This window comes from Pseudoxanthomonas sp. GW835-FHT14C01, assembly GCF_058793715.1.
This window is the reverse complement of the sequence record NZ_JBXAGB010000002.1, coordinates 234,520-258,630: the sequence shown is the minus strand read 5'-3', so window position 1 is coordinate 258,630 and position 24,111 is coordinate 234,520. Positions and strand designations below refer to the sequence as shown.

Annotated in this window: 19 protein-coding genes and 2 pseudogenes; 5 read left to right on the top strand and 16 right to left on the bottom strand. The window is 69.3% G+C overall.

Translation table 11 applies throughout. The features are described 5' to 3' along the window. Positions 1 to 49: 49 nt before the first annotated feature. Positions 50 to 388, top strand: coding sequence for a DMT family protein (locus AC1Q5B_RS07755; RefSeq protein WP_492631151.1), 339 nt, complete (start codon positions 50 to 52; stop codon positions 386 to 388). A gap of 67 nt (positions 389 to 455) precedes the next feature. Here the strand turns inward: AC1Q5B_RS07755 and AC1Q5B_RS07750 are convergent, their stop codons facing one another. From AC1Q5B_RS07750 to nudE, 5 genes are all read right to left on the bottom strand, one after another. Then, positions 456 to 758 carry an Mpo1-like protein gene (locus AC1Q5B_RS07750; RefSeq protein WP_492631150.1) on the bottom strand — a complete coding sequence of 101 codons (303 nt, stop codon included), beginning with the start codon at positions 756 to 758 and terminating at the stop codon, positions 456 to 458. A 16-nt stretch (positions 759 to 774) separates the two neighbouring features. After that, positions 775 to 1,098, bottom strand: coding sequence for a YnfA family protein (locus AC1Q5B_RS07745; protein WP_492631149.1), 324 nt, complete (start codon positions 1,096 to 1,098; stop codon positions 775 to 777). A gap of 129 nt (positions 1,099 to 1,227) precedes the next feature. Beyond that, on the bottom strand, positions 1,228 to 2,043 hold the full coding sequence (gene mazG / locus AC1Q5B_RS07740) for a nucleoside triphosphate pyrophosphohydrolase (protein ID WP_492631148.1): 816 nt from the start codon (positions 2,041 to 2,043) through the stop codon (positions 1,228 to 1,230). Next, complete coding sequence (gene cysQ / locus AC1Q5B_RS07735; RefSeq protein ID WP_492631147.1) at positions 2,027 to 2,863, bottom strand: 3'(2'),5'-bisphosphate nucleotidase CysQ; 837 nt, start codon at positions 2,861 to 2,863, stop codon at positions 2,027 to 2,029. Before cysQ ends, mazG begins: the two co-directional genes overlap by 17 nt. Beyond that, positions 2,860 to 3,408 (bottom strand): ADP compounds hydrolase NudE, encoded by a 549-nt coding sequence (gene nudE / locus AC1Q5B_RS07730; protein ID WP_492631146.1) that lies wholly within the window; start codon positions 3,406 to 3,408, stop codon positions 2,860 to 2,862. Before nudE ends, cysQ begins: the two co-directional genes overlap by 4 nt. A gap of 101 nt (positions 3,409 to 3,509) precedes the next feature. Here nudE and bioA point away from each other — a divergent pair, with 101 nt between their 5' ends. Both bioA and AC1Q5B_RS07720 read left to right on the top strand, forming a co-directional pair. Continuing rightward, positions 3,510 to 4,883: an adenosylmethionine--8-amino-7-oxononanoate transaminase gene (gene bioA, locus AC1Q5B_RS07725; RefSeq protein ID WP_492631145.1), complete on the top strand. Its 1,374-nt coding sequence runs from the start codon at positions 3,510 to 3,512 to the stop codon at positions 4,881 to 4,883. After that, positions 4,874 to 5,605: a 16S rRNA (uracil(1498)-N(3))-methyltransferase gene (locus AC1Q5B_RS07720; RefSeq protein WP_492631144.1), complete on the top strand. Its 732-nt coding sequence runs from the start codon at positions 4,874 to 4,876 to the stop codon at positions 5,603 to 5,605. The genes bioA and AC1Q5B_RS07720 overlap by 10 nt, the downstream gene beginning before the upstream one ends. Before the next feature lie 220 nt (positions 5,606 to 5,825). Here the strand turns inward: AC1Q5B_RS07720 and AC1Q5B_RS07715 are convergent, their stop codons facing one another. From AC1Q5B_RS07715 to AC1Q5B_RS07685, 7 genes and pseudogenes are all read right to left on the bottom strand, one after another. Beyond that, positions 5,826 to 6,296, bottom strand: a complete 471-nt coding sequence (locus AC1Q5B_RS07715) for a chemotaxis protein CheW (RefSeq protein ID WP_492631143.1) — start codon at positions 6,294 to 6,296, stop codon at positions 5,826 to 5,828. Positions 6,297 to 6,306: 10 nt separating this feature from the next. Then, positions 6,307 to 7,536, bottom strand: a complete 1,230-nt coding sequence (locus AC1Q5B_RS07710) for a chemotaxis protein CheB (protein WP_492631142.1) — start codon at positions 7,534 to 7,536, stop codon at positions 6,307 to 6,309. Then, positions 7,529 to 10,327: pseudogene (locus AC1Q5B_RS07705) on the bottom strand (response regulator); the annotation flags it as partial. The pseudogene AC1Q5B_RS07705 and the gene AC1Q5B_RS07710, both read right to left, overlap by 8 nt. 618 nt (positions 10,328 to 10,945) lie before the next feature. Continuing rightward, a pseudogene (locus AC1Q5B_RS07700) lies at positions 10,946 to 13,573 on the bottom strand (Hpt domain-containing protein); the annotation flags it as partial. 90 nt (positions 13,574 to 13,663) lie between these two features. After that, positions 13,664 to 15,700, bottom strand: a complete 2,037-nt coding sequence (locus AC1Q5B_RS07695) for a methyl-accepting chemotaxis protein (protein ID WP_492631141.1) — start codon at positions 15,698 to 15,700, stop codon at positions 13,664 to 13,666. Positions 15,701 to 15,733: 33 nt separating this feature from the next. Continuing rightward, positions 15,734 to 16,264 (bottom strand): chemotaxis protein CheW, encoded by a 531-nt coding sequence (locus AC1Q5B_RS07690; RefSeq protein ID WP_296282780.1) that lies wholly within the window; start codon positions 16,262 to 16,264, stop codon positions 15,734 to 15,736. 53 nt (positions 16,265 to 16,317) lie between these two features. Next, a complete protein-coding gene (locus tag AC1Q5B_RS07685; RefSeq protein WP_055940451.1) occupies positions 16,318 to 16,719 on the bottom strand; it encodes a response regulator in 402 nt (133 codons plus the stop codon). A 242-nt stretch (positions 16,720 to 16,961) separates the two neighbouring features. Here AC1Q5B_RS07685 and gshB point away from each other — a divergent pair, with 242 nt between their 5' ends. Beyond that, positions 16,962 to 17,909, top strand: coding sequence for a glutathione synthase (gene gshB, locus AC1Q5B_RS07680; RefSeq protein WP_492631140.1), 948 nt, complete (start codon positions 16,962 to 16,964; stop codon positions 17,907 to 17,909). Positions 17,910 to 17,911: 2 nt separating this feature from the next. Beyond that, positions 17,912 to 18,787, top strand: a complete 876-nt coding sequence (locus AC1Q5B_RS07675) for an energy transducer TonB (RefSeq protein ID WP_492631139.1) — start codon at positions 17,912 to 17,914, stop codon at positions 18,785 to 18,787. Positions 18,788 to 18,791: 4 nt separating this feature from the next. On the opposite strand, the gene AC1Q5B_RS07670 is transcribed toward AC1Q5B_RS07675, so the two are convergent. The 4 genes from AC1Q5B_RS07670 to AC1Q5B_RS07655 are packed head-to-tail and all read right to left on the bottom strand — an operon-like array spanning position 18,792 to position 24,090. Further along, positions 18,792 to 20,867: a S9 family peptidase gene (locus tag AC1Q5B_RS07670; RefSeq protein WP_492631138.1), complete on the bottom strand. Its 2,076-nt coding sequence runs from the start codon at positions 20,865 to 20,867 to the stop codon at positions 18,792 to 18,794. 32 nt (positions 20,868 to 20,899) lie between these two features. After that, the gene (locus AC1Q5B_RS07665; protein WP_492631137.1) at positions 20,900 to 22,741 is read right to left on the bottom strand and encodes a hypothetical protein; all 1,842 of its coding nucleotides are present in this window, start codon (positions 22,739 to 22,741) and stop codon (positions 20,900 to 20,902) included. A gap of 10 nt (positions 22,742 to 22,751) precedes the next feature. After that, positions 22,752 to 23,660: an ABC transporter ATP-binding protein gene (locus tag AC1Q5B_RS07660; RefSeq protein WP_492631136.1), complete on the bottom strand. Its 909-nt coding sequence runs from the start codon at positions 23,658 to 23,660 to the stop codon at positions 22,752 to 22,754. A gap of 19 nt (positions 23,661 to 23,679) precedes the next feature. Then, positions 23,680 to 24,090: a GntR family transcriptional regulator gene (locus AC1Q5B_RS07655; protein ID WP_492631135.1), complete on the bottom strand. Its 411-nt coding sequence runs from the start codon at positions 24,088 to 24,090 to the stop codon at positions 23,680 to 23,682. Positions 24,091 to 24,111: the final 21 nt, after the last annotated feature.

Below are 24,111 nucleotides of genomic sequence, written 5' to 3'. Positions count from 1 at the left end.
GCCGGCAGTTGGCATTACGCTTCGCCGTCCCCTTCCCGACGGCCCTGCCATGATCGACCGCGTCCTGCCCCTCTTCCTGCTCCTGGCGTCCAACATCTTCATGACGTTCGCCTGGTACGGGCACCTGAAGTACAAGTCCGCCCCCCTGTTCGTCGCCATCCTGGCCAGCTGGGGCATCGCCTTCTTCGAATACACCCTGATGGTGCCGGCCAACCGCATAGGCAGCGCGGTGTACTCGGTCGTGCAACTGAAGACGATCCAGGAAATCCTCACCCTGGTGGTCTTCGCCGGCTTCAGTACCTGGTACCTGGGCCAGCCGCTGAAATGGAACCACTACGCGGCCTTCGCGCTGATCGTGGGCGCGGCATTCCTGATGTTCTACGAATGAAGCAGAGCGAGAGGAGTGAGCAGAGCGGACCTGCTGTTCCTCACTTCTCACTCCTCTCCACTCGCTCCTAGAACCGGATCTTCCCCGTCAGGATGTCCTTGAACATCACCCAGTCGCCGGCGAAGGAATAGAACGGGTGCTTGAAGGTCGCCGGGCGGTTCTTCTCGAAGAAGAAGTGGCCCACCCAGGCGAAACCGTAGCCACAGAACAGCGCGGCGAGCAGCCACCAGGCATTGCGTTCGACGATCGCCAGCACCAGCAGCGCGAGTACGCCGCAACTGCCGATGAAATGCAGGCGCCGCGAGGTGCGATGGCTGTGTTCGGCAAGATAGAACGGATAGAACTCTCGGAAACTGGCGAAGCGGCTCATGTCCCCTCCCGCAGGGTCAGGCGGCGCGTGGCGCGAACATGATCACCGCCATGCCGGCCAGGCACAAGCCGGCGCCCAGCAGGTCCCAGCGTGTCGGCTTCACCGCATCCACCGCCCACAACCATGCGATCGCCATGGTGACGTAAACGCCGCCATACGCGGCGTACACGCGCCCGGACGCGGTGGGATGCAGCGTCAGCAACCAGGCGAACAGGGCGAGGCTGCCGGCCGCAGGCACCAGCAGCCAGACGCTGCCTTCCTTGCGCAACCAGAGATACGGCAGGTAACAACCGACGATCTCGGCCAACGCGGTAGCGAGGAACAGCAGCAGGGTCTTCATGCCGACAGTAGAGCGGAGCCTGCTCCGCAGGACAACCCGCGCCCCCGCAGGCCGTAGAGCGGAGCTTGCTCCGCTGCTTTTCCGGTTGAGCGGGCACTGAACTTTCCATGGAGCCGAGCAAGCTCGGCTCTACGGGACTTCGCCCTGCTTCACGCGCGCCCACAACGCTTCCTGCTGCTCCAGCGTCAGCGCGGACATCGTGGTGCCGTCTTCGGCGGCCAGCGCCTCCATCGCACGGAAGCGCCGCTCGAACTTCAGGTTGGCCCGGCGCAGCGCGCTACCGACGTCCACCTTCGCATGGCGCGCAAGGTTGGCGGCGACGAACAGCAGATCACCGATTTCGTCCTCGAGCCGTGTATCGCGTTCGGGCGACGGCGCGGCGGCGAGTTCGACGCGGACCTCGTCGATCTCCTCGTGCAGCTTGTCGATCACCGGCGCGGTACCTGGCCAGTCGAAACCGACCCGTGCCGCGCGCGACTGCAGCTTCACCGCCCGCTGCCATTCGGGCAGCCCGCGCGAGATGCCGGCCAGCGCGGACGTATCCTCTTCGCCGGCGGCCTTGCGCTCGGCCGCCTTGATCGCTTCCCAGTTGACGGTCTGCGCGTCCGCGTCCGCGAACGAGGCGTCGCCGAACACATGCGGATGCCGCCGCACCATCTTGTCGCAGATCGCCTCGACGACATCGCCGAACGCGAAGGCGCCCTGCTCCTGCGCCATCTGCGCATGGAAGACGACCTGCAGCAGCAGGTCGCCCAGTTCGTCCTTCAACGCCGGCAGGTCGTGGCGGTCGATCGCGTCGGCGACCTCGTAGGCCTCCTCCACCGTATATGGCGCGATGGTCGAGAAGTCCTGCTCCAGGTCCCACGGACAGCCGCCGTCGGGATCGCGAAGCCGGGCCATGATGGCCAGCAGCCGCGCGATGTCGCCCTCACGCGATGCGGGCATGTCCATTCGCGTCGTCCTGCGCGTGCGACAGCCAGGTCCGCCACGGCAGCGTCATGTCGCCCAGCGCCACGAAATCGCCGTTGAGCAGCGTCTCGCGGCGGTTGTAGCGGAACGCGCGGCCGTCCGGCGCCAGCAGCGCACCGCCGGCGGCCTCCAGCACGCACTGGGCGGCGGCGGTATCCCACTCGCTGGTGGGACCGAAGCGCGGGTAGACGTCCAGCGATCCCTCGGCGATGCGGCAGAACTTCAGCGACGAGCCGAGCGAAACCTCTTCGATCCCGCCCATGCCGTCGAGAAACGCCTGCGTCCGTGCATCGCGGTGCGAGCGGCTGGCCGCGACCTTCAACGTGCCCGTGGCCGGTGCGCGCGTGCGGATCTGCGCATCCACGTCGCCGACGCGGCGATACGCATTGCGGCCCTGGCGCGCATGCCAGGTCTCGCCGGTCACCGGCGCGTGGACCACGCCGAAGATGGGTTCGTTCTGTTCGATCAGCGCGATGTTGACGGTGAATTCGCCATTGCGCTTGATGAACTCGCGCGTGCCGTCGAGCGGATCCACCAGCCAGTAGGTCGGCCACTGGCTGCGCTCGGACCACGGGATGTCGGCGGCTTCCTCGGACAGCACCGGCCACTGCGGGGTCAACCGGCGCAGGCCGTCGGTGATCACCTGGTGGGCGGCCATGTCGGCGGCGGTCAGCGGACTGTCGTCGCTCTTGTGCTGCACGTCGAAGGCGTTCTCGTACACCGCCATGATGGCGAGGCCCGCTTCGCGGGCGATGACGATGACGGCTTCGTGCAGGTCTGCGGTCATTCGGCTCATGTCCGCGCGTTCAACCATTCGCGGGCGATGAACAGCGCCGCCAGCGAACGACCTTCCGAAAAATCCTCGCGCAGCATCAGCCGGTCGAGGTCTTGCAACTTCCAGGGCACTACTTCCAACTCCTCGGGTTCATCCCCCGGCAGACGCTCGGGGTACAGGTCTCTTGCCACCACCAGCCAGGACTGGTGGCTCATGTAGGTGGGCGCCAGGGTCAGGGCGCGCAGCACGTCGAGGCGGCGCGCGCCGAAGCCGGCTTCTTCCTTCAGTTCGCGGTCGGCCGCCTGTTCCGGCGTCTCGCCGGCATCGATGCGGCCCTTCACCAGGCCCAGTTCGTAGCGGTGCATGCCGGCGGCGTACTCGCGTACCAGCAGCACGGTCTCGTCGTCCCGCATCGGCACCACGACCACGGCACCATGGCCCTGCGAGCGCAGGCGGTGGTAGCGGCGGCGCTCGCCGTTGCTGAATTCCAGGTCCAGTTCCTCGACATGGCGATCCGGCCCGTCGGTGCGCTGGGTGATCCCGTGGATGGTCGGCAGGCGGCTCATGCGACGGCGCGGCGTCCGCGCGCACCACGCAGGGCGTGGCGACGGCAAGGGGCAGTGCCCGATATCATGAGGGGATGCGACAACAGGATCATCAGACGGGAATGCTAGCAGAGGCGGACACGTGGCGTGCCCGTGATCTGTCCGTGCTGTGGCATCCCTGCACGCAGATGCGTGAGCACCCGCACACCTTGCCGCTGGTGCCGATCGCCCATGGCGAGGGCGCGTGGCTGGTGGGCCACGACGGCACGCGCTACCTGGATGCGGTGAGCAGCTGGTGGACCAACCTGTTCGGCCACGCGGAGCCGCGCATCGGCGCCGCCATCGCCGCACAGGCGCAGTCGCTGGAGCAGGTGATGCTGGCCGGCTTCACCCACGCACCGGCGGTGGAACTGGCCGAGCGGCTGCTGGCGGTGGCGCCGCGGCAGGCGGGTCGCGCGCCGCTGGCGAAGGTGTTCTATGCCGACAACGGGTCGGCCGGGGTGGAAGTGGCGCTGAAGATGGCGTTCCACTGGTTCCACAACCGTGGCGAGCACCGGCGCACGAAGTTCATCGCGCTGGAGAACGGTTACCACGGCGAGACGCTCGGCGCGTTGGCCGTCGGCGACATTCCGCTGTACCGGCGCGTCTACGCGCCCCTGTTGACCGAGGCGCTGTTCGCGCCCTCCCCCGATGCCTACCTGGCGCAGCCCGGCGAATCGCCGGCCGACTGCGCACGACGCGCCGCCGATGCGTTGGCGGCGCTGCTGGACGACCATGCGGGCGAAGTCTGCGCGGTCATCGTCGAGCCGCGCGTGCAGTGCGCGGGCGGCATGCGCATGCATCATCCGGACTATCTGTCCCGCGTGCGCGAACTCTGCGACGCCAGCGGCGCGTTCCTGATCGCCGACGAGATCGCGGTGGGCTTCGGCCGCACCGGCACCCTGTTCGCCAGCGAGCAGAGTGGCGTGACGCCCGACCTGCTGTGCCTGTCGAAGGGCCTGACCGGCGGCTTCCTGCCCCTGGCTGCGGTGCTGGCCACGCAGGCGATCTACGACGGCTTCCTCGACGACTCGCGCGAGCGCGCCTTCCTGCATTCGCACAGCTACACGGGCAATCCGCTGGCATGCGCGGCCGCGCTGGCGTCGCTGGACATCTTCCGTGCCGACGACGTCCTCGCGCGCAACCGCGCCACCGCGCGCGCGATGGCGACGCTCGCCGAACCGTTGGCCGCGCACCGCCACGTGGCCGACGTGCGCCAGGCCGGCATGATGCTGGCGTTCGAACTGACGCGGGACGGCGACAGGACGACGCCGTTCCCCGCCACCGCGCGTATCGGCCTGAAAGCGTACCGCGCGGCGCTCGCGCGCGGGGTGGTCCTGCGCCCGCTCGGCGACGTGCTGTACTGGATGCCCCCCTACTGCGTGGACGACGAGGCGCTGCAGCTGCTCGCCGACGTCACCCGCCACGCCATCGACGAGGCCACGTCATGCGCCTGACCCGCTGCCATGTCGACGCCGACCTGAGCGTCGGCACGTCCCTCGCCCTGCCCGACGCCGCCGCCAATCACCTTTCCCGCGTGCTTCGGCTGCGCGAAGGCGACGGCTGCGTGCTGTTCAACGGCGACGGCCACGACTACGACGCCCGCCTTGCGGCGATCGGCAAGCGTGGCGTGCTGGCCGACATCGTCGGCGCGCGCGCCATCGACAACGAGTCGCCGCTGCGCATCACCCTGCTGCAGGGCATCGCCCGCGGCGAAAAGATGGACCTGATCCTGCAGAAGGCGACCGAGCTCGGCGTCGCCGCGATCGTGCCGGTGACGGCGGAACGCACCGAAGTGAAGCTGGATGCGGAGCGCACGGAGAAGCGCATGGCGCACTGGCGCAGCGTGATCGCCTCGGCCTGCGAGCAGAGCGGTCGCGCGCGCCTGCCGACGCTGGCCGCACCCGCCGGTCTGGCCGATGCGGCACGTACCGTCGATGCGGACGCGACGAAGCTGACGCTCGATCCGGTCGGCGAGGTGTCGTTGGCCACGGTGCAGGTCGCCGCGGGTGCCGTGGTGGTGGCGATCGGCCCCGAAGGCGGCTGGTCGCCGCGCGACCGCGATGCGTTGTCTGCCGCCGGGTTCATCGGTCTTCGGCTGGGACCGCGCATCCTGCGCACCGAAACCGCCGGCCTCGCCGCCATCGCCGCCCTGCAGTCGAGATTCGGGGACCTGTAGGGCGGCGGGCTCGAGCACGCCCGGCGCCACTTTCGTACACGGGCTTTCCCTCTCTCCGTGCCACGGGGGGACGTGCCGAAGGCGGATGAGGGGCGCGTTTCCGCCCGCACGCGGAGGCCGATTCAAGCCAACCATCCCACGGCGTCAGCCGTGCCGGCTGCGCGTCGGGAACTCCGGTCGCGGATGGCGAAAAGGCGGGCAAGGCCCACCCTACGAAACGTCAGGCCGCGTTGGCCAGGGCGTCGTCGATCATCGTTTCGACGAGTTCCAGGTCGGGCAGCACGGCGGCTTCGTCGCCGAGCAGTACGCGCACCTTCACGCCGACCGGGAGGTCTTCTTCGGTCGCATCGGCGAGCAGGCCGTCGCGCGGCACCGACACCAGCCGCGGGAACGACGGCGTCAGCAGGGCGAAGTAAGGACGGTCCTTGTCGCCGCTCAGCGCCTTCAACACCACGATCTTGCTGTTCAGCGCGACCGGCTCGCTGGCGTTGCCGGTCAGCCGGCCGAACGCGACCAGCGGTACCGGCCAGCCGTGCCAGTCGATGCGGCCCGGCAACCAGTCGGGCATGTCCGCGACCGGTTCGACCGGCGCGCGCGTCAGCACTTCGGCCACGGTGGCGTTGGGCAGCAACAGGCGGTACTGGCCCGCCTGGATCAGTACGCCGCGGATTTCGTCGTTGGAATGGGCCATCGTGTGTTCCTCAGAACCAGCGGTCGGTCAGGCGCTGCGCGATCTGCGCAGGCGAGCCCAGGTCGGCGCCACGTGCCGCCAGCGCCTTCGGCGCGGCGGGGTCGTAGCAGCCTTCCTGCGACTGGCCCATCACCAGCGCACCCGCAGTGCCCAGCGCGGCGGTGGCGTCGACCAGGGCCGTGTCGCTGCCGCTCAGCAGCAGCACGCTGCTGTCGGCCGGAGGCAACTGCGGGATGACCGCATGGATGACATCGCCGGAGCGGAAGCTGACGACGCCCTCGTCGACGAACGGCACCACGTCGGCGGGCAGCACGTAGACGTGCCCCGTCTCGGCCGCTTTGCCGGCTTCGGCCAGCAGCACCGGCATGTGCGACACGCGCTCCATCTGCCGGACCAGATTGTCGTAGCGTCCGCCATCGAGCCGCAGGTGCACCATCACCGGCTTCGGGAAACCGCTCGGCAGGTCGGCCAGCAACTTGCGCACCGCATCGGGGCCGCCGATGCCGGCGAACACCAGCACCGCACCCTGGACGCGCGCGGACGCGGACGCGCTTCCGCTGTCCAGCGGTTCCAGTTCCAGCGAGGAGAGGTCGAAGCTCGCCTTCGGCGGGGATGCAGGCAGTGGCGGCGGTTCGGCGGCCGAGGGTGCCGCAGGAAGCGGCGGCGGCGACGCGGGCTCCGACGCCGAGCGCAGCCATGCATCGGCATCGATGACCTGCTCGTCCGCGACGCGCGCCTGGCTGCCGCCCGTGTAGGCGAAGTCGTCGCTGGGCAGTTCCAGCGCCATGCCGGCGACCGACGCCAGGTAGTCGGACACCTTTTCGCCTTCGTGCAGCTGCGCGGGCGTGACGGGCAGTCCGGGTTCCAGCTGCAGGCCCACGTCTTCCTCGCGGCCCGGCGGCAGCACGTCGCGATGACCATGCAACTTGGCGGCCAGGTGCCGCGCCCAACGTTGGGCATCCCAGCCCTGTCGACGCGCGGCGAGATCCGCTTCGTCGAAGATCACCGCCACGGCAGGGTCGTGCAGCACGCTGTCGAAGCGTTCCAGGCTGTCTTCGATGGCCGGCTCCAGCGCCACCAGCACGACCTGCGGCCCACTGTTGCCGAGCGCTTCCGGATCGAGCGTATTGGGGTCGTCTTCCAGGACGATGTCTGCGCCGGCTTCGTGCAACGCCACGCGCAGGCGCTCGCGCGCCTCGCCCGGGCGCGCCAGCAGGGCGACGCGTTTGGTTTCACTCACGGACACGGGCGATTCCCAGCAGGTCGTACACGTTGCGCATCAGGTCGAGCTCCTGGTACGGCTTGCCCAGGTAGCGCTGCACGCCGATGTCGAAGGCGCGCTGGCGATGCTTGTCGCCGGTACGCGAGGTGATCATCACGATCGGCACGTCCTTGAAGCGCGGATCGGCCTTCATCGCGGTGGCCAGCTCGTAACCGTCCATGCGCGGCATTTCGATGTCGAGCAGCATCAGGTCCGGTACGCGCTCTTCCAGCTTCTCCAGCGCTTCGACGCCGTCGCGCGCGGCGTTCACCTCGAAGTTGTGGCGCTCCAGCACGCGGCTGGTCACCTTGCGCATGGTCAGCGAGTCGTCGACCACCATCACCAGCGGCACGCGGCGCTGTTCCACCGTGGGCGCCTGCGCGGCAGGCTCCTGCGGCTGCGCCAGGTGGCGGCGCACCAGCGGTGCGGCGTCCAGGATGACCACGACGCTGCCGTCGCCGGTGATCGTGGCGCCGTAGATGCCGGGGATCGAGGCGATCTGCGGACCGACCGGCTTGACCACGATTTCGCGGTTGCCCAGCACCTGGTCCACCGCCACGGCGGCACGCAGGTCGCCCGAACGGACGAGCAGCAGCGGCACCTGCGGCTGGCCTTCGGCCTTGGCCGCGCCCTGGCCGACCAGGTGGCCGAGGTTGTACAGCGGATAGTCTTCGCCGGCGTAGTGATAGCTGCCGGCGCCGGCGCTGAAGCGGGCGTGGCTGATGCGGCCGATGCCGCTGACCGCCGCCACCGGCACCGCGAACTGCGTTTCGCCGATCTGGACGAACACCGCCTGGCTGACCGCCAGCGTCTGCGGCAGGCGGAGGGTGAACGTCGCACCCTTGCCCGGCACCGAGCTGATTTCCAGCGAACCGCCGAGCTGGCGCACTTCGTTGTAGACCACGTCCATGCCGACGCCGCGGCCGGCCAGCTGGCTGACCTTGTCGGCGGTACTGAAGCCCGGTTCCAGGATCAGGCGGTCCAGTGCGCTGTCGGGCAGTACCGCGCCCGGCTGCAGCAGGCCGCGCTGCTCGGCACGCTTGCGGATGGCATCGCGGTTCAGGCCGGCGCCGTCGTCGGTCACCTCCAGCACCATTTCCGAACCTTCACGGCGCAGCGCGACGTGCACGGTGCCCTCTTCCGGCTTGCCGGCCTTGCGGCGCTCCTTCGGCGTTTCCAGGCCATGCGCGACGGAATTGCGCAGCAGGTGTTCCAGCGGCGCGGTCATGCGGTCCAGCACGTTGCGGTCCATTTCGCCATGCGTGCCGGAGAACTGCAGGCTGACCTGCTTGTGCGTCTCGGTCGCGGCCTGGCGCAGCACGCGGCGCAGGCGCGGCACGATGCCTTCGAACGGCAGCATGCGCGCACGCATCAGACCGTCCTGCAGCTCCGAGCTGACGCGCGACTGCTGCTGCAGCAGGCTGTCGTACTGGCGCGCCAGATCGTCCAGCACGCCCTGCAGGCCACTGATGTCGGCGGCCGATTCGGCCAGCGCGCGGCTCAGCTGTTGCAGCGTGGAGAAGCGGTCCAGTTCCAGCGGATCGAACGTCGGATCCTGCTTGTCGTGCTCGCGCTGGTAACGGGCGACGATCTGGGCCTCCGTTTCCAGGTCGAGGCGGCGCAGCTGGTCGTGCATACGGATGTTGGTGCGGTCCAGTTCCGCCATCGCACCGCGGAACGCACCCAGCTGCTGCTCCAGGCGGGCGCGGTAGATCGCGACTTCGCCGGCATTGTTGACCAGACGGTCGAGCAGATCGGCGCGGACGCGCACCTGCTCCTGCTGACCGACGGGGAAGAACTCCTCCTCGGCCGGTGCGGTCGCCGCGTCGGTATCGATGGGCGCCGACAGTGGTGCGAGTTCGACCGGCGCAGCCGGCGCATCGACGGCGGCCGGCGCGTCGGGCAGCTCGATGCCGCGGGCGCGGGCGTTGAACTCCGCGATCATGCCGTCCGGAATGGTCACGGCGCGGCGCGCGGTGACGCGGGCCAACTGGCCGTGCAGCGTATCGAAGCCGCGTTCCAGCAACTGGATGGCGCGGCGGTCCAGTTCGGTGCGCTGGCCGGCGATCGATTCCAGCATCGATTCGATCGCGTGGCCGAGGTCGCCGACGGCGTGGATGCCGGCCATGCGCGCGCCACCCTTCAGCGTGTGCAGGTCGCGCTGCAGGCTGGTGATCAGTGCACGGTCTTCCGGCGTCTCGCGCAGTTTGGCGATCAGGTCGTCGGAGTGGTCGAGCAGGTCGTTGCCTTCCTCGATGAAGATCTCGACCAGGTCCAGATCAAGCCCGGTCAGATCGAGGGCCTCTTCCGGTTCCGGCATGTCGGCGGGTGCGGTCACGGCAGGCTCCTCGGCTTCGACGGAGGCAACGGCTTCGACGTCCTGCGGCACGGGGTCTTCCGCCCCGGAGGCATCCACGACCTCAGCGGTGTCCGGGGTTTCGACGATATCGCCGACGACGGACGGCACCTCGGCAGCGTCTTCGACGGTCGCGCTGTCGGCGGACGGCGCGAGTCCGGCGTCATCGCTGGATGCTGCTTCGATCGCGTCGGCCTCATCCCCGGCGACGACCGCCGGCTCTTCCGCAGCGGCCTCTTCTTCCGTGGTCGCCGACGGCACGTCGAGACGGTCCGCAGTGTCGTTTTCGGGCGCATCGCCCTGGACCGCGCCCTCGTCAACCGCTTCGATCTCCTCGACGCTGTCGGCGACTTCCGTGGCGGCGTCCGCCACCTCGGTCGGAGCGGCTTCATCCTGTGCGGCGATCTCTTCGCTCGCCACAAACAGATGCTCGTCGACCGCGACTTCGGCATTACCCGCCTCGGTCGGCGATGCGTCGTCCATCTCAGCGAGGAATGCAGGCAGGTCACCGTCGACCACCAAGGCATCTTCCCCGTCGTTGGCGACTGCGTCGTCGGATGCCTGCCCGCTGGCTTCCGCGCCGGCGTCGGCTACGACGGGCTCGTCGCGCGGCGTCGCCGCGTCGTCAGCCGCCTGTACGACATCGTCCAGGCCGGTGTCGGCCTCGGTGATGGCGACTTCTTCGACATTGGCAGACGCCCCGTCGCGGACCTCGTCGCCCGACGGCGCGGTGGCGTCGGCTTCCGGCGCGGTCGCGCGCGGCAGGATGCGGTAATCGATGTCGTAGAAGGTGACGCTCTGGTCCGCCGATGCCGGGGTTTCCTGCGCGGCAGGCGCATCGATCGACGGCCCCGTCGTCCCGCTGCCGTCGCTGGCGATGCGATCGACCGGTACGGACGTGTCGAACGCGCCCGCACCGCTGGCCGCTTCGGCATCGAGATACGCCGACAGGTCCATGGCCAGCAGTTCGACGTCCGAAGGACCGACCGGCGGTGCGATCGGCGTCTGGCCGACATACGTGCCCTGCTGCGTGTCGTCGACGATCTGCGCGCCGTGGCGCAGGTCGGGCAGGCCGTCGGCGAGACCGCGCAACTGGCCCGCCAGTGCGGCGAACACCGGGATGCGCGGCGACGGCGCCTGCAGGGCGGCGACGCTGCGACGGATCGCCTGCGCGGTGTCTGCGAAGGCGGACACGCCTTCCTGCGTCGGTGTTTCGCCGGCGGCCAGCAGGCGCTTGGCGTACTGCTCGGCGGCGGAGGTGACCTGGGTGATTTCCGGTACGTCGGCCATCGCCAGCGCGCCGTTCATCGTGTGGAATGCGCGCAGCAGTTCCTCGCTGACCGGGGTCGCCTCCACCTGCGCCTTCTGCAGCCAGTGGTCGACCGTATCGAGATGGTTGTCGACCTCGGCTTCGAGGATCTCGCGCAGCACGGCGTCGACCGACGCGGGCGTGCCTTCGGCTTCCGGCTCGAACACGGCCGGGGCGTCTCCCATGGAAGACGCGGGCGCGGCGGACACCGGCTCGACGAAATCGGCGGCCTCGTCCTGCGCCACCGGTTCCGCGCTGTAGTACGCGTCTTCACCGGCCGCCAGGCGATCGGCGACGTCCTGCAACCCGGCCAGGTCCGCAGTGACGCTGCCCTGGCCGCGCAGTGCGGCGTTGAGCTGCGGCAGCGTGTCGCAGGCCTGCTCCAGCAGGACCTCGACGGCATGGCTGGGCGCGCGCGTGCGGTCGAGCACGCGGTTGAGCATGTTCTCGACCTTCCAGCTGAACTCGCCGAGCGTCTTCGCGCCGACGAGACGACCGCTGCCCTTCAGCGTATGGAACACGCGGCGGATCGGCCGCAGGCGCTCCAGGTCCTCGGTGTTGCTGCGCCACGCCGGCAGCAGCTGCCGCAGGTTGACGATCTCCTCGTCGAACTCCTCGAGGAAGACTTCGCGGATATCGTCGTCGATGTCGGTGCTGTCGTTGTCGAAACCGCCCACGAGGGCGGATGGCGCGGCCGCCGCCGCGGCAGCGATCTCGTGGCGCAGGTCGGGCAACGCGTCGGCGTCGGCCACTGGCGCCCCGGCGTCGACCGGTACGTCGATCACGGCGCCGTCGTAAGCGGGCGCGTCGGTCGTCGCGGTGTCATCCGCATCGGCCGGCAAGTCGAATGCGGGTGTCTCGACGTCGATCGCCGCGGATGCACCGACGCCGTCGGCTTCTTCGAAGCCCACCGGATCGAACGGGTTCGCGCCCGCGGTCGACGGCGGCGCCGATGCGGCATCGAGCGGCTCCAGCGACAGCGAACCGAACGACACCGGCGACTCGGCCACGGGCTCGGCTTCCGATGCGGACGGCGCGTCGGCGACAGGCGCCGGCACGATGGCCGGCGACTCGGCGGCCGACGCTTCGGCGGGGGCGTGGGGTTCCGCCGGCAGCGGCCAGTAGCGCAGGGCTTCCAGGCTGCCACGGGTGATTTCGAGGATGTCTTCGCGATTCGGACGACGCTCGCGCAGCGCTTCCAGGTAGTACTCCAGGCTGGCCATCGCGTCGGCCAGCGTGTCGAGCTGCTGGCCGCCGGGCACGCGCTTCTTGCCGATCAGCTCGCCGCTGACGTAGCGCTTCACGCCGACCACGTAATCGCCCGCCTGGCCGAGTTCGAGCATGCGCAGTGCGCCCGCGACCTCATCCAGCAGGCGCGGCACGTCCGCCAGTTCGGCGTGGTCCCAGTTGGTCTCGATGAAGGCGACGAAGCGCTCGCGCGCTCCGGCGAAATTGATGATGGCTTCCTGCGCGAGGACCTCGACCGTGCGCTGCGACTCGGCCGCGCTGGGATCCGGCGCGGCATCGCCGCTGCCAAGACGGGCGACCTGGTCGTCCAGCGACGCGTCGACGTACAGCAGCGCACCGGCGACGTCGAGCAGCGTGCCCTCGTCGGCCGGACGCGAACCGGATGCCACGTCGCGCAGCGTGTCGCGTTGCTGCAGCACCACGTCGCGCGCCACGCCCAGCCCCATCATGCCGAGCGTATCGGCGACGTTGCCCAGCTCGGTGACCTGCGATTCGAGTTCCTGCGCGTCGCTGCCGGTCCGCAGGTGCAGGTCCAGCGCGTCCTTCACCCGCAGCAGTTCTTCCTTCACCGCGTTGCCGACGGTGTCGAGCAGTTCGCGGTTGCGGCCGCTGAGGCTGCTGCGCGCGTGGTCGATCTCGGCTTCGCTCGGGGCCGCTTCGTCGCGGCCGCCCGACGGGAACAGCATGCTTTCGTTGAGCCCCGGGGCGCCGCGCGAGGCGCGGATCTCGTTGAGCAGCGGCAGCAGCACGATCGGGATGTCGCGATGGCCTTCCTGCAGGCGCTCCAGGTAATCCGGCAGCAGCACCGCACCGCGCATCAGCGTGGCGCAGGCTTCGTCGCGGTCGCCCACGCCGCCGTCCTGCAGCGCCTTCGCCAGCAGTTCCAGTTCTTCGGCCACCATCGCCGGGGCATACAGTTCCACCATGCGCAGCGTGCCCTGCACCTGGTGCAGGTAGCCGGCGCAGAAGCGCATGCGGCTGGTATCGGCGGGCGTTTCGACGAACGCCTCGATCTCCTGGCGGACCAGGCGCAGCGTTTCGTCCAGTTCGGGCTTCACCCAGCCGAGCACGGCGTGGCTCATGGCTTCGCGCAGCGCGCTCATGGGCGTGCCCTCGCGGCGACGACGGAGCCGTCAGCCTCGCGCTGCTGGCAGGCGGGATGGCGTAGGAAATTCATGCAGTGCGTCCCGTCCTCAGCCCGGCAGCTTGAAGTCGGCGACCGAGCGGCGCAGGTCCGCGGCCAACTGCGCCAGGTGTCCGATGGACTCGGCGGTCTGGCCGGCGCCCAGCGAGGTCTGCGAGGTGATCTGGCGGATCACGCCCATCGTCTGGGTGATGTCGAGCGCGGCCGAGGACTGCTGCTGCGCGGCGCTGGAGATGCCCTTGATGAGGTTGTTCAGGTCGTTCGACACGCGCTCGATCTCGCCCAGCGCAGTACCCGCGTCCTCGGCCAGTCGCGCACCGGACACCACTTCGGCGGTGGTCTGCTCCATCGAGCTGACCGCTTCGTTGGTATCGGCCTGGATGGTCTGCACCAGCGATTCGATGCGGCGCGTCGCGCCCGAGGTGCGTTCGGCGAGGCGCTGCACTTCGTCGGCCACGACCGCGAAACCGCGGCCCGCTTCACCGGCCGAAGCGGCCTGCACGGCCGCGTTGAGCGCGAGGATGTTGGTCTGCTCGGAAATGTCGTTGATCAGTTCCACGACCGAGCCGATTTCCTGCGAGGACTCGCCCAGCCGCTTGATGCGCTTGGAGGTTTCCTGGATCTGGTCGCGGATCTGGTCCATGCCACGGATCGTCTCGCGCACCACGCCGGCGCCCTCGGTCGCGATCTGCACCGAGCGCTGCGCCACTTCGGCCGATTCGGTGGAGTTCTTCGACACCTGGTCGATGCTGGTCGCGATCTCGCTGATGCGGTCGGAAGCGGTGGTGATCTGGTCGGCCTGGTGGCCGGCGGCTTCCGCCAGCTGCAGCGCGGTGGCCTGGGTTTCCTGGGTCGACGCCGCCACCTGCACCGAGGTGTCGTTGATCGTGGTCACCAGGTTACGCAGCTCGTCCACGGCGTAGTTGATGGCGTCCGCGATCGCGCCGGTCATGTCCTCGGTCACCGAGGCCTTCACCGTCAGGTCGCCTTCACCCAACGAACTGATTTCGTCCAGCAGCCGCATGATCGCCTGCTGGTTGCGGCTGTTGTATTCCACCTGCGTCTGGTAACGCATTTCCTGTTCGCGCTGGCGGGTGCGGTACAGCGACCACAGCAGACCGACGATGGAGATCAGCGCCGCGATACCCGATGCGATGCCGAGCCAGAAATTGGGGAACAGGCGCGTGTCGCGCACCGAACCGAAGGCCGAGAACGCCTGAAACAGGTTGGTGCTGTCCTGGAGCATCTGGCCGGAGCCGTTGGTCAGCGCGGCGGCGGCCGACTGCGCGGCGAACAGGTTGCGCGAGCTGGCCAGGATCGCGTCCAGGTCCTTCTTCATCGCGGTCCACAGGGTCTGCGAATTCTGCAGCGCCGACAGGGCGGCGGCGTTGCGGACCGGCGCGATGCCCAGGTCCGGGTTGCCGTCGCGCAGGCCGTCCAGCACCTGGCCGAACAGGACGGCGTCGCGGCCCAGCGCATCGCCGGCGGTCGCGGCGCCCGCGCCACCGGCGCGGATTTCGGTCACGCGGCGGGCCATGGTGCCGGCCAGCACGACCTGCTGCAGCGCGCTGTAGATCTGCGAGGACGGCGCACCGCCTGCGGACATGGCGCGCACGACTTCGTTGAGCTGCGCCTGCAGGCTAGGCACCTGGGTGGCGAAGCGGTCGGCGTTGCCGGCCAGCGCCAGCACGGCGGCTTCGGAGGCGACGATCTGGTCGGCATTCTTGCCCAGCGGGGACCAGGTGGCGCTCAGCTTGTCCAGCGGGCCGGAGATGGCGCCTTCGTTGCCGAAACTCCGCTGCAGGTCCGCGATGGTGGACTCCACCGATTGCTTGGTCTCCTTGAAGGCCTTGAACGCCTCGGCGTTGCCGGCGACGGCCTCGCGACCCTGGTTGGCGAGCTGCTGCGACAGCACGCGCATGTCGGATGCGCCGGTGCCGGCGCCGGACAGGCGGCTGCCCTGGTACGTGGCCACACCGGTGTTGGCACCGAAGACCACCACCGACAGCGCCAGCAGCAACAGCCAGAAATTGTTGCCGAAACTGCCGACCTTGCCGGCGCTAGGAGAATCCGTCGCAGTGCTCATCGTTCAACCCCTGATTGTTCTTGTCGTCCGCGCTCAGAGCGCGGTCTGGCGGAATTCGGGCGTGCGCGCCAACAACCCCAGCGCAAAAACGCCCCACCGCTGATCGTCGCTGGCGAAAGCGCGATCGATGAAATGCCCGTAGCGGCCGTCCGCCAGATCCCCCGGCTCGACCTGCTGCGATTCGTGGAAACTGCGCTGCCCGTACAGCTCGTCGATGGTCAGCGCGACGTCGCCGCCGGCCTGGCGCATGACCAGCACGCGCTGGCCCTCGTGCAGGACGGTGCGTTCGCCTTCGAGGAACTGCTTCAGGTCCACGACCGGAAACAGGTTGCCGCGCAGGTTGCCGATCCCCAGCAGCCACGGGTGCGCGCCCGGCACCGGCGTGACCGGCGGCATCTGCACGATTTCCACCACTTCCCCGAAGTTGGAAATCAGCCGGCGCTTGCCGACGCGGTAGCCGACGCCACGGTACTGGTCCTGCGCGATCTCGCGCGCCGGCTGCAGCACGGCGTGCGCCAGGCTGCGGCGCTCGTACTCGGCCAGCGTATCGAACGGTGTGCGGATCATCGCCCGCCCCCTGTGCACTCAGTGCGAATGGTCGCCATGGCGCCAGCCCCTCAGGTGCTGACGTGGGCGCGGATGGCGTCGAGGAGTTCCTCGCGCGTGAACGGCTTGGTCAGGTATTGCTCCGAGCCGACGATGCGCCCGCGCGCCTTGTCGAACAGGCTGTCCTTGGACGACAGCATGATGACCGGCGTGGACTTGAACACCTGGTTGTTCTTGATCAGCGCGCAGGTCTGGTACCCGTCCAGGCGCGGCATCATGATGTCCACGAAGATGATCTGCGGCTGCTGGTCGGCGATCTTGGCCAAGGCCTCGAACCCGTCCGTCGCGGTCACGACTTCGCAACCCTCGCGCTTGAGCAGGGTTTCCGCGGTGCGGCGGATGGTTTTCGAGTCATCGATCACCATGACCCGTAGGCCGTGGAGTCCACCGGCCTGGCCTTCGTTCTGCGTCATTACCTGATTTCCCCATGCGCGCGTGGCTTCATTGACGAACCGGCCACGCTGCGTTGCTGCCTATATCCCCTATCCCGGCGCGCACTGTCAAGCCACAGCACCGGCCGCCGTTCCGATGAACGGGATCATGCGAACTGTGTCGCAGTTTGCGCCCGCAACGGCGACAGGGCGTTCCATCCTTGCCGGGACGGTGGCCGCGCGGGCCCTGATACCATCCCCGCCTCTCCCGCAGAACCACCGCCATGCCGCTGGACGTCGTCGTCGTCATGGATCCGATCGGGTCCATCAAGATCGCCAAGGACACCACTTTCGCCATGCTGCTGGAAGCCCAGCGGCGCGGCCACCGCCTGCACTACGTCACCCCCGGCCGGCTGTCGCTGCGCGACGGCGTGGCGCACGCCCAGGTGGCGCCGCTGACCGTCCGGGACGACAAGGCCGGCTGGTTCACGCTCGGCGAGGCCCGCGACCTGCCCTTCGGTCCCGGCCAGGTCGTGCTGATGCGCAAGGATCCGCCGGTGGACGACCAGTACCTGTACGACACCCATGTGCTGAGCGTCGCCCAGCAGGCGGGCGCGATGATCGTCAACGACCCGCAGGGCCTGCGCGACTTCAACGAAAAACTGGCGGCCCTGCTGTTCCCGCAGTGCTGCCCGCCGACCCTGGTGAGCCGCGACCCGGCCGCACTGAAGGCCTTCGTCGCCGAACACGGCGAAGCGGTGCTGAAGCCGCTGGACGGCATGGGCGGCCGTTCGATCTTCCGGGTGAAAGCGGGCGACCCCAACACCAACGTCATTCTGGAAACGCTGATCGGCGATGGCAGCCTGACCCTGGCGCAGCGCTTCATCCCCGGCATCAAGGACGGCGACAAGCGTGTGCTGCTGGTCGACGGCGAACCGGTGGACTACGCGCTGGCGCGCATCCCGCAGGGCGACGAGTTCCGCGGCAACCTGGCCGCCGGTGGCCGCGGCGAAGGCCGCCCGCTCAGCGAGCGCGACCGCTGGATCGCCGCCCAGGTCGGTCCGGAAATGAAGCGCCGCGGCATGCTGTTCGTCGGCCTGGACGTGATCGGCGACTACCTGACCGAGGTCAATGTCACCAGCCCGACCTGCGTGCGCGAGCTGGATGCTCAGTTCGGCCTGAACATCGCCGGCCAGCTGTTCGACGTCATCGAGAAGAAGCTGGCGGCCTGACGATGTCGGCGGTTCCGGTCCAGCCGCCGAAGATCGGCGCGAACGAACGACTGGGCGCCACCCTGGCGCTGTCGCTGATCGTGCACGGCCTGCTGGTGCTGGGGGTGGGCTTCGCGCTCGACGATGCTGCGCCGGTGATGCCGACCCTCGATGTGATCCTCAGCCAGACCAGCACGCCGCTGACGCCGAAGGAAGCCGACTTCCTGGCGGCGGCCAACCAGGAGGGCGGTGGCGAGAGCGAACAGGCGAAGCGCCCGCGCGACAGCCAGGCCGGCTGGATCCCGCAACCCGACACCGGCCTGGCACCGCAGCCGCTGCGTGCGCAGACCACGGCGCCGGTGCCACCGACGGAAAGCCGCGTGGTGACGACACGCGACGCCGACACGCGCACGCCGACACCGGAAGCACACCCGCAGCCGGACCAGCCCGACCTGCCGCAGGGCGAACAGAAGGTGCAGCGCGACGCCGAGATGGCGCGGCTGGCGGCGGAGTACCATCTGCGCTCGGAGCTGTACGCCAAGCGGCCGAAGCGCAAGTTCGTCTCGGCGAGCACCAAGGAATACGTGTACGCCAACTACCTGCGCGCCTGGGTGGACCGCGCCGAGCGCGTCGGTAACCTCAACTATCCCGACGAAGCGCGCCGCCGACGCCTGGCCGGCACGCTGGTGATCAGCGTGGCGGTGCGCCGCGACGGCAGCGTGGAGCAGACGCGCATCATCCAGTCCAGCGGCATCCCGCTGCTGGACTCCACCGCGCAGCGCATCGTGCAATTGTCCTCGCCCTTCCCACCGCTGCCGGAAACGGCCGAGAACGTCGACATCCTGCACGTCACCCGCACCTGGCGCTTCCTGCCCGGCGGCGAAGTGCGCGACGAGTGAGCGGTCAGGGCGCGAATGCGCCGGGTACGCGCAGGTTCCTGCGCAGGTAACCGCGCAATTCGGGATCGGGCGGCGCGGGCGCGGCACCGCCGAGCTCCCGATGCAGCAATGCTTCCATCAGGTAAATGCGCGCTTCGCGCGCGATCGGCGCGCCACCGTCGTGGCCGGCCTGCTCGTCGACCAGCAGGACGACGTCCTTGTTCGCCAGCGTCAGCCGCGCGGCGTACTCGATGACCCCGGCCAGGCCGACGCGCCGGTCCTCGCCGCCAGCGACCAGCAGCACCGGCCGTCGCAGCTGCGCCACGTTCGCCAGCGGCGACTGCTCGTGCAGTCGCGTCATCAGGGCGCTGTCTTCGGTATCGATGCCCTGCCCACGCAGCCAGGTTTCCATCGCCACCGGCCCGCCGATCTCCAGCGCTTCGGGATTGCGCTGCACCCAGCGCAGCACCCAGCCGAAGTCCGGCGGCGGCACCATCGCCACCGCGACCTTGAACAGGTCCGGCTCGAAGGTCGCGCCGAGCAGGGCCGAGTAACCGCCGAACGACGCACCGACGATACCGACGCGCCCGGGATCGCCGACGCCCTGCGCCAGCAGCCAGCGCGTGCCATCGGTGATGTCGCGCTGCACGCGCCCGTTACCGAAATCCGCGTTCGCCGCGAGCACGTAGTCGCGTCCATGCCCGGTGGAACCGCGGAAATTCGGCTCGAACACGGCATAGCCGCGATTGGCCAGCACCTGGCTCAGCGAACGGTACTCGGACTTCCAGTGGTTCCAGGGCCCCCCGTGCGGCACCACCACCAGCGGCAGGTCCTGGGCATCGCGACCGGGCGGCAGCCACACGAAGCCGTGCAGTGCGCGCCCATCCGATGCGGACCACGTCACCGGCACTGGCCGCGCAAGCGCCCGCTCCGGAACCGACCACGCGGCGGTGCGGGTACGACGGTCCACCGGCGTTTCTTCGAGCAGTGGCGCCAGCATCCGCGTCGCCGGGTCGTACAGCCGCCAGCCGCGCAGCGGTGCCTGCGGCGAACTGGCTTCCACCAGCCAGCGTGCATCTGGTCCTGTACCGAGTTGCAGATCGAGATCACGACCGGGCAGCGCCGCCTGCAGCACCGCCAGATGCGCTGCGTCGTCGGCCGCCAGCGCGTACACGCTGGAGCCGGCACTCCGGTAGGCGACGAAGCGGGGCCGATGATCGACGGGGTCCTGGACGATGCTGTCGACATCGGCCACACCGCGAGGATCGACATGCACATCGATCAGGCGCCCGTCCGGTGCCAACCGTGCGACACGCGCGAGACCCCCTTGCAGGTCCGTGCGCAGCCAAGGCATGCCATCGGCGGCCAGGCCACGCAGCGCGCAGCGCCGGCTCGGGTCGACGCCCAGCACGGGGGTCGCCCTCGCCTTGTCGATGCGCAGCAGGACCAGGCGATCGCCTTCCACGCGCTGCAGCCATGCCAGCCTGCCGTTCGCGTCCAGCAAGGCATCGGCGATGCGATGCCGGTCCCGCCACACCAGCGTGCGGCGGCCCTGCATGTCGACGCGCAGCAGGCGCCAGTGGTCGGGAGCGGCGACCGGACCCTCCCGCTCGAGCAGCAACACCGCGGCAGGCTGGCTCGGATCGACGTTCAGCACAGTCGTGTCGGCGTTGCCGCCGAGCATGACGATGCGACCCGATCCTCCCTGCCCGGCGACCGCCACCGCCTGCAGGTCGCGCGGCGAACGCAGCAACAGCCATCGGCCGTCTCGACTCCAGTCGAGCCCGCGCGCCGGCGTATCCGCCAGCAGCCGACGCGGCGCGGCGTCCTCCACCGTGCGCAACCAGAGCTCGTGCTGTTCGCCCTGCTCACGCAGCCAGGCCACGCGGCGTCCATCCGGCGACAGCCCGATGTCGGTGATCGATCTCCGCTGCAGCAGAACGCCGCGCGGCAGGGGCGGCGCAACCGCACGCGCGCGCTCGGCCTCGGCATAGGCCCGGAGTGCCGCGCCGCTGCCGGCAAGCGCGGGCGACGCGAACGCCACGATCAGGCACAGCGACGCGAACAGACGCCGCCCGGCGTCCGGCGATGACAAGCTCATGGTGTTCTCCTTCGAGGGGCGGTGCGGAACCTTCAGGCAATCGCCGGTGCAGGCAACGGAAGCTCGGCAACGACCTCGCGTCGTGGTACCAGCAACCACAGGCTGCCGAGGGCGGGCAGTCCGATCAGCGCGCAAGCCGCGATCCAAGCCCAGCGCGCAGGCGGCGACAAGGCGGTGCGTGCGGTGCGCCACACGGCGCCGATCACGGCCAGCAGCGACAGCAGGCCGGCCAGCCACAGCATCGAGGTTGGTCGCGGTGCCGGTGCGGTGACATCCAGCGGCAACGGCGGTGCGAACAGGTTGCGGGCCGCCTCGGCGATCGTCGCCAGTACCGGCGATGGCCACCAGTGGCGATAACGGTAAAGCGGTGGATAGTCGAACGTGAGCGCGCGACGATGCACGGTCTCGATGCGACCGTCGTCGTGCGTGCGCAGCGTGATCTGCATCGGCACGGCGCCGTCGCTGTGCGCCTCGGCCGAGAACGCCAGCGCGATCAGGTGGCCGTCGACCAGTTCGATCATGTCCAGGTTGCGCAGGTCGCCCATCGTGCCCGGCAGCGGCACGCGCAGCCGCGGCGTCACGACGCCCTGTCCCTCCACCAGCGGACGCCCATCGAAGAAGTACAGCGCCCGGTCGCTGAGCATGCCGACGCCCTGTCCCAGCGGACCGCCGCCCATCAGCGTTTCGCCGGCCGCGACGCGCAGCCGTGGCAGTACCTGATGCGGCGCGCTGCGGTACTGGTACAGCGTGTCGCCGCCGACCAGCAAGGCGTCGCCGGGCTCCATGCCCGGCAGGCTGTCGCCCGGCAACACCACCGCCGGGAACGGCGCGCGCGCCGCACCGACGCCCAGTGCACCGACCGCGCGTTGGTCCGCCAGGTGATAGCCGTGCAGGCGCATGTCGTCGTGGCTGAACACCCAGCGCACGCGACGTTCGCCATCGTCGAATTCCATCGGACGGAAGTTGGCCAGTTCCTGGTACTGCGGCAGCTTCGGTACCTGTACGCCCAGGCCTTCGGGATCGGACAGGCGGATCTGCTCGCGCAGCAGCGGCGCGTCGGGATGGGAACTTCCGCGCAGGCCCGCGATCATGCGGTCGCGCGCATCCATCTTCTCCACTTCGTTGTGCCCGCCGACCGGTGGCGTCGGCGTGTTGTTCGGATGGCTGCCCTGCACGATCCACAGCATCTCGATGCAGAACAGCAGCACCAGCAACGCGAGGTACAACGCGACCTGCAGCGGCAGCGCCACCGCGGCCGTCGCCAGCGCAGTGCGCGGCGGCGAATCGAGGTCGGCGACGAAGGCGATGCGCAGCATCAGCGCCAGCCAGGCCAGCACGATAAGTTCGATCGCGATCATCGCCGGTCCATAGGCATGGCTGACCAGCGGCCAGACCGGCAGCACCAGCGCCGCGCCCGCCCAGCGCCAGCCGCGTAGACTGCAGCACGCACCGGCGAGATAGGCGACGGTGGCGATCAGCCAGCCCGACAGCGGCAGCAACCAGTGGCGCAGATCGACCACGCGTGGCGTGAGGGTTCCCTGCCACGTCGCGACGGCCAGCAAGGGCAGCGCCACCGCCACCGCCAGCAGCACTGCGGCGGCGGCCGCCAACGCGAACGCGATGCGGCCCGGCGCCATCGGCCGGTGCAGCAGGCTGACCCACTGGCTCGGCTTGCGATAGCTGCCCATCTGGTACAGCCCCAGCAACAGGCCGGCGAGCGCGTACAACCCACCTATCACCCGATGCACGACCAGCGGCTGCTGGCCCAGGTCGACCACGCGCGCCATGAAGGCCAGCGCCAGCTGGTGCACCAGCGCGGCGAGCAGCGCCCAGCCACGGAAACGGAGGAGTTCGCTCCTGAAGAAGTCGTACATGCGTGTGTCCTCAAGCCGCTGCCGGCGTGGCGTGGTGCTTGGCCAGGAAGCCGTTGACCGCACGGTCCAGGCTAACCGGCATGCACTGGATGGAACGCGCACCCTGTTCGCGCAGGAACACCGCGAAGCCTTCGTCCTGGTCCATCACCAGGTAGTGGTGCAGGCCATCCAGCCGCTGCATTTCCAGCAGTCCGGGCACGCTGCTCGGGTCTGGCCCCTTGAACGGCACGTCCGCTACCCACAGCGCCACGCGCGCGGTGAAATCCTCCGGCGCCGACATGTGCTTGAGCTGCCCGCGTTCGAGGATGATCAGGTTGTCGGCGACTCGCTCGATCTCTTCCATCTGGTGCGAGCAGTACACGACGGTACAGTGCTCGGCCGCGGTGCTGTACATCAGCGATTCCAGGAAGGCACGCTTGGCCACCACGTCCAGCCCCAGCGTCGGTTCGTCCAGCACCAGCAGTTCCGGCGATTGCGCGAGTGCGAGTGCCAGGTTGAAGCCAGCGCGCTCGCCGCGCGAAAGCTGCGAGACCTTTTGCTGCGGCAGCACGTGGTAGTGACCGATCACATCATCGTAGGCGCGCGTGTTCCAGCGCCGGTACTGGTGCTGCTGCATGGCGCGTACCTGCTCCACACGCATCCAACCCGGCAGCGTGTGTTCCTCGTTGACGAAGCCGATGCGGCTGCGATCCTGTGGCTGCAGCTGCTGGCTGTCGCGACCGAGGATGCGCGCCGATCCCGAGGACGGCGGCAGGAAGCCGAGCAGCACGCGGAACAGCGTCGACTTGCCTGCGCCGTTGGCGCCGACGATGGCGTGGATGCGACCGCGCGGCACGGCGAGATCCAGATGGTCCAGCGCCAGCTTCGCGCCGTAGCGGCGGGTCAGTGCCCGGGTTTCGATGACGTAGTCGTCGGACATGGCGATGTCGTTCCCCGGCTCAGGCGATACGGCGCGGCGCCAGCCGCTGCAGGGCGTGCGCCACCCGCGACTGCACCTCGTCGGCGGCGAAATCCAGCGGAATCACGTCGTTGACGAAGCGCCCCACGGCGTCGTCCAGCCGGCGCTCGCGCTCGCTGTCGGACAGGCGCTGTCGCGGCGCGGCAACGTACAGGCCCATGCCCTGCCGCGCTTCCAGCCAGCCCTCGGTGGTCAGTTCCGCATAAGCCTTGGCGACGGTGTTGGGATTGATCGTCAGCTGCTGCGCCAGTCCGCGCACGCTGGGCAGCTGGTCGCCGGACGTCAGTTCGCCGGTGGCGATCTTCATGCGCACGCCGTCGACGATCTGGCGGACGATGGGCCGTGCGTCGCCGGTGGCGATCTGCAGCATCAAGGGCGTGGTACGGGCCATATGGGCGTCCGGTCAACTGTA

What these genes read in the sequence shown, in the direction of transcription:
- AC1Q5B_RS07720 (WP_492631144.1), top strand. Translation starts at nt 4,874, where the DNA reads ATGCGCCTGACCCGCTGCCATGTCGACGCCGACCTGAGCGTCGGCACG.
- nudE (WP_492631146.1), bottom strand. Translation starts at nt 3,408, where the DNA reads ATGAGCCGCCTGCCGACCATCCACGGGATCACCCAGCGCACCGACGGG.
- AC1Q5B_RS07665 (WP_492631137.1), bottom strand. Translation starts at nt 22,741, where the DNA reads ATGTACGACTTCTTCAGGAGCGAACTCCTCCGTTTCCGTGGCTGGGCG.
- AC1Q5B_RS07655 (WP_492631135.1), bottom strand. Translation starts at nt 24,090, where the DNA reads ATGGCCCGTACCACGCCCTTGATGCTGCAGATCGCCACCGGCGACGCA.
- AC1Q5B_RS07715 (WP_492631143.1), bottom strand. Translation starts at nt 6,296, where the DNA reads ATGGCCCATTCCAACGACGAAATCCGCGGCGTACTGATCCAGGCGGGC.
- cysQ (WP_492631147.1), bottom strand. Translation starts at nt 2,863, where the DNA reads ATGAGCCGAATGACCGCAGACCTGCACGAAGCCGTCATCGTCATCGCC.
- AC1Q5B_RS07695 (WP_492631141.1), bottom strand. Translation starts at nt 15,700, where the DNA reads ATGAGCACTGCGACGGATTCTCCTAGCGCCGGCAAGGTCGGCAGTTTC.
- bioA (WP_492631145.1), top strand. Translation starts at nt 3,510, where the DNA reads ATGCTAGCAGAGGCGGACACGTGGCGTGCCCGTGATCTGTCCGTGCTG.
- AC1Q5B_RS07755 (WP_492631151.1), top strand. Translation starts at nt 50, where the DNA reads ATGATCGACCGCGTCCTGCCCCTCTTCCTGCTCCTGGCGTCCAACATC.
- AC1Q5B_RS07675 (WP_492631139.1), top strand. Translation starts at nt 17,912, where the DNA reads ATGTCGGCGGTTCCGGTCCAGCCGCCGAAGATCGGCGCGAACGAACGA.
- mazG (WP_492631148.1), bottom strand. Translation starts at nt 2,043, where the DNA reads ATGCCCGCATCGCGTGAGGGCGACATCGCGCGGCTGCTGGCCATCATG.
- AC1Q5B_RS07685 (WP_055940451.1), bottom strand. Translation starts at nt 16,719, where the DNA reads ATGACGCAGAACGAAGGCCAGGCCGGTGGACTCCACGGCCTACGGGTC.
- AC1Q5B_RS07670 (WP_492631138.1), bottom strand. Translation starts at nt 20,867, where the DNA reads ATGAGCTTGTCATCGCCGGACGCCGGGCGGCGTCTGTTCGCGTCGCTG.
- AC1Q5B_RS07745 (WP_492631149.1), bottom strand. Translation starts at nt 1,098, where the DNA reads ATGAAGACCCTGCTGCTGTTCCTCGCTACCGCGTTGGCCGAGATCGTC.
- AC1Q5B_RS07660 (WP_492631136.1), bottom strand. Translation starts at nt 23,660, where the DNA reads ATGTCCGACGACTACGTCATCGAAACCCGGGCACTGACCCGCCGCTAC.
- AC1Q5B_RS07750 (WP_492631150.1), bottom strand. Translation starts at nt 758, where the DNA reads ATGAGCCGCTTCGCCAGTTTCCGAGAGTTCTATCCGTTCTATCTTGCC.
- gshB (WP_492631140.1), top strand. Translation starts at nt 16,962, where the DNA reads ATGCCGCTGGACGTCGTCGTCGTCATGGATCCGATCGGGTCCATCAAG.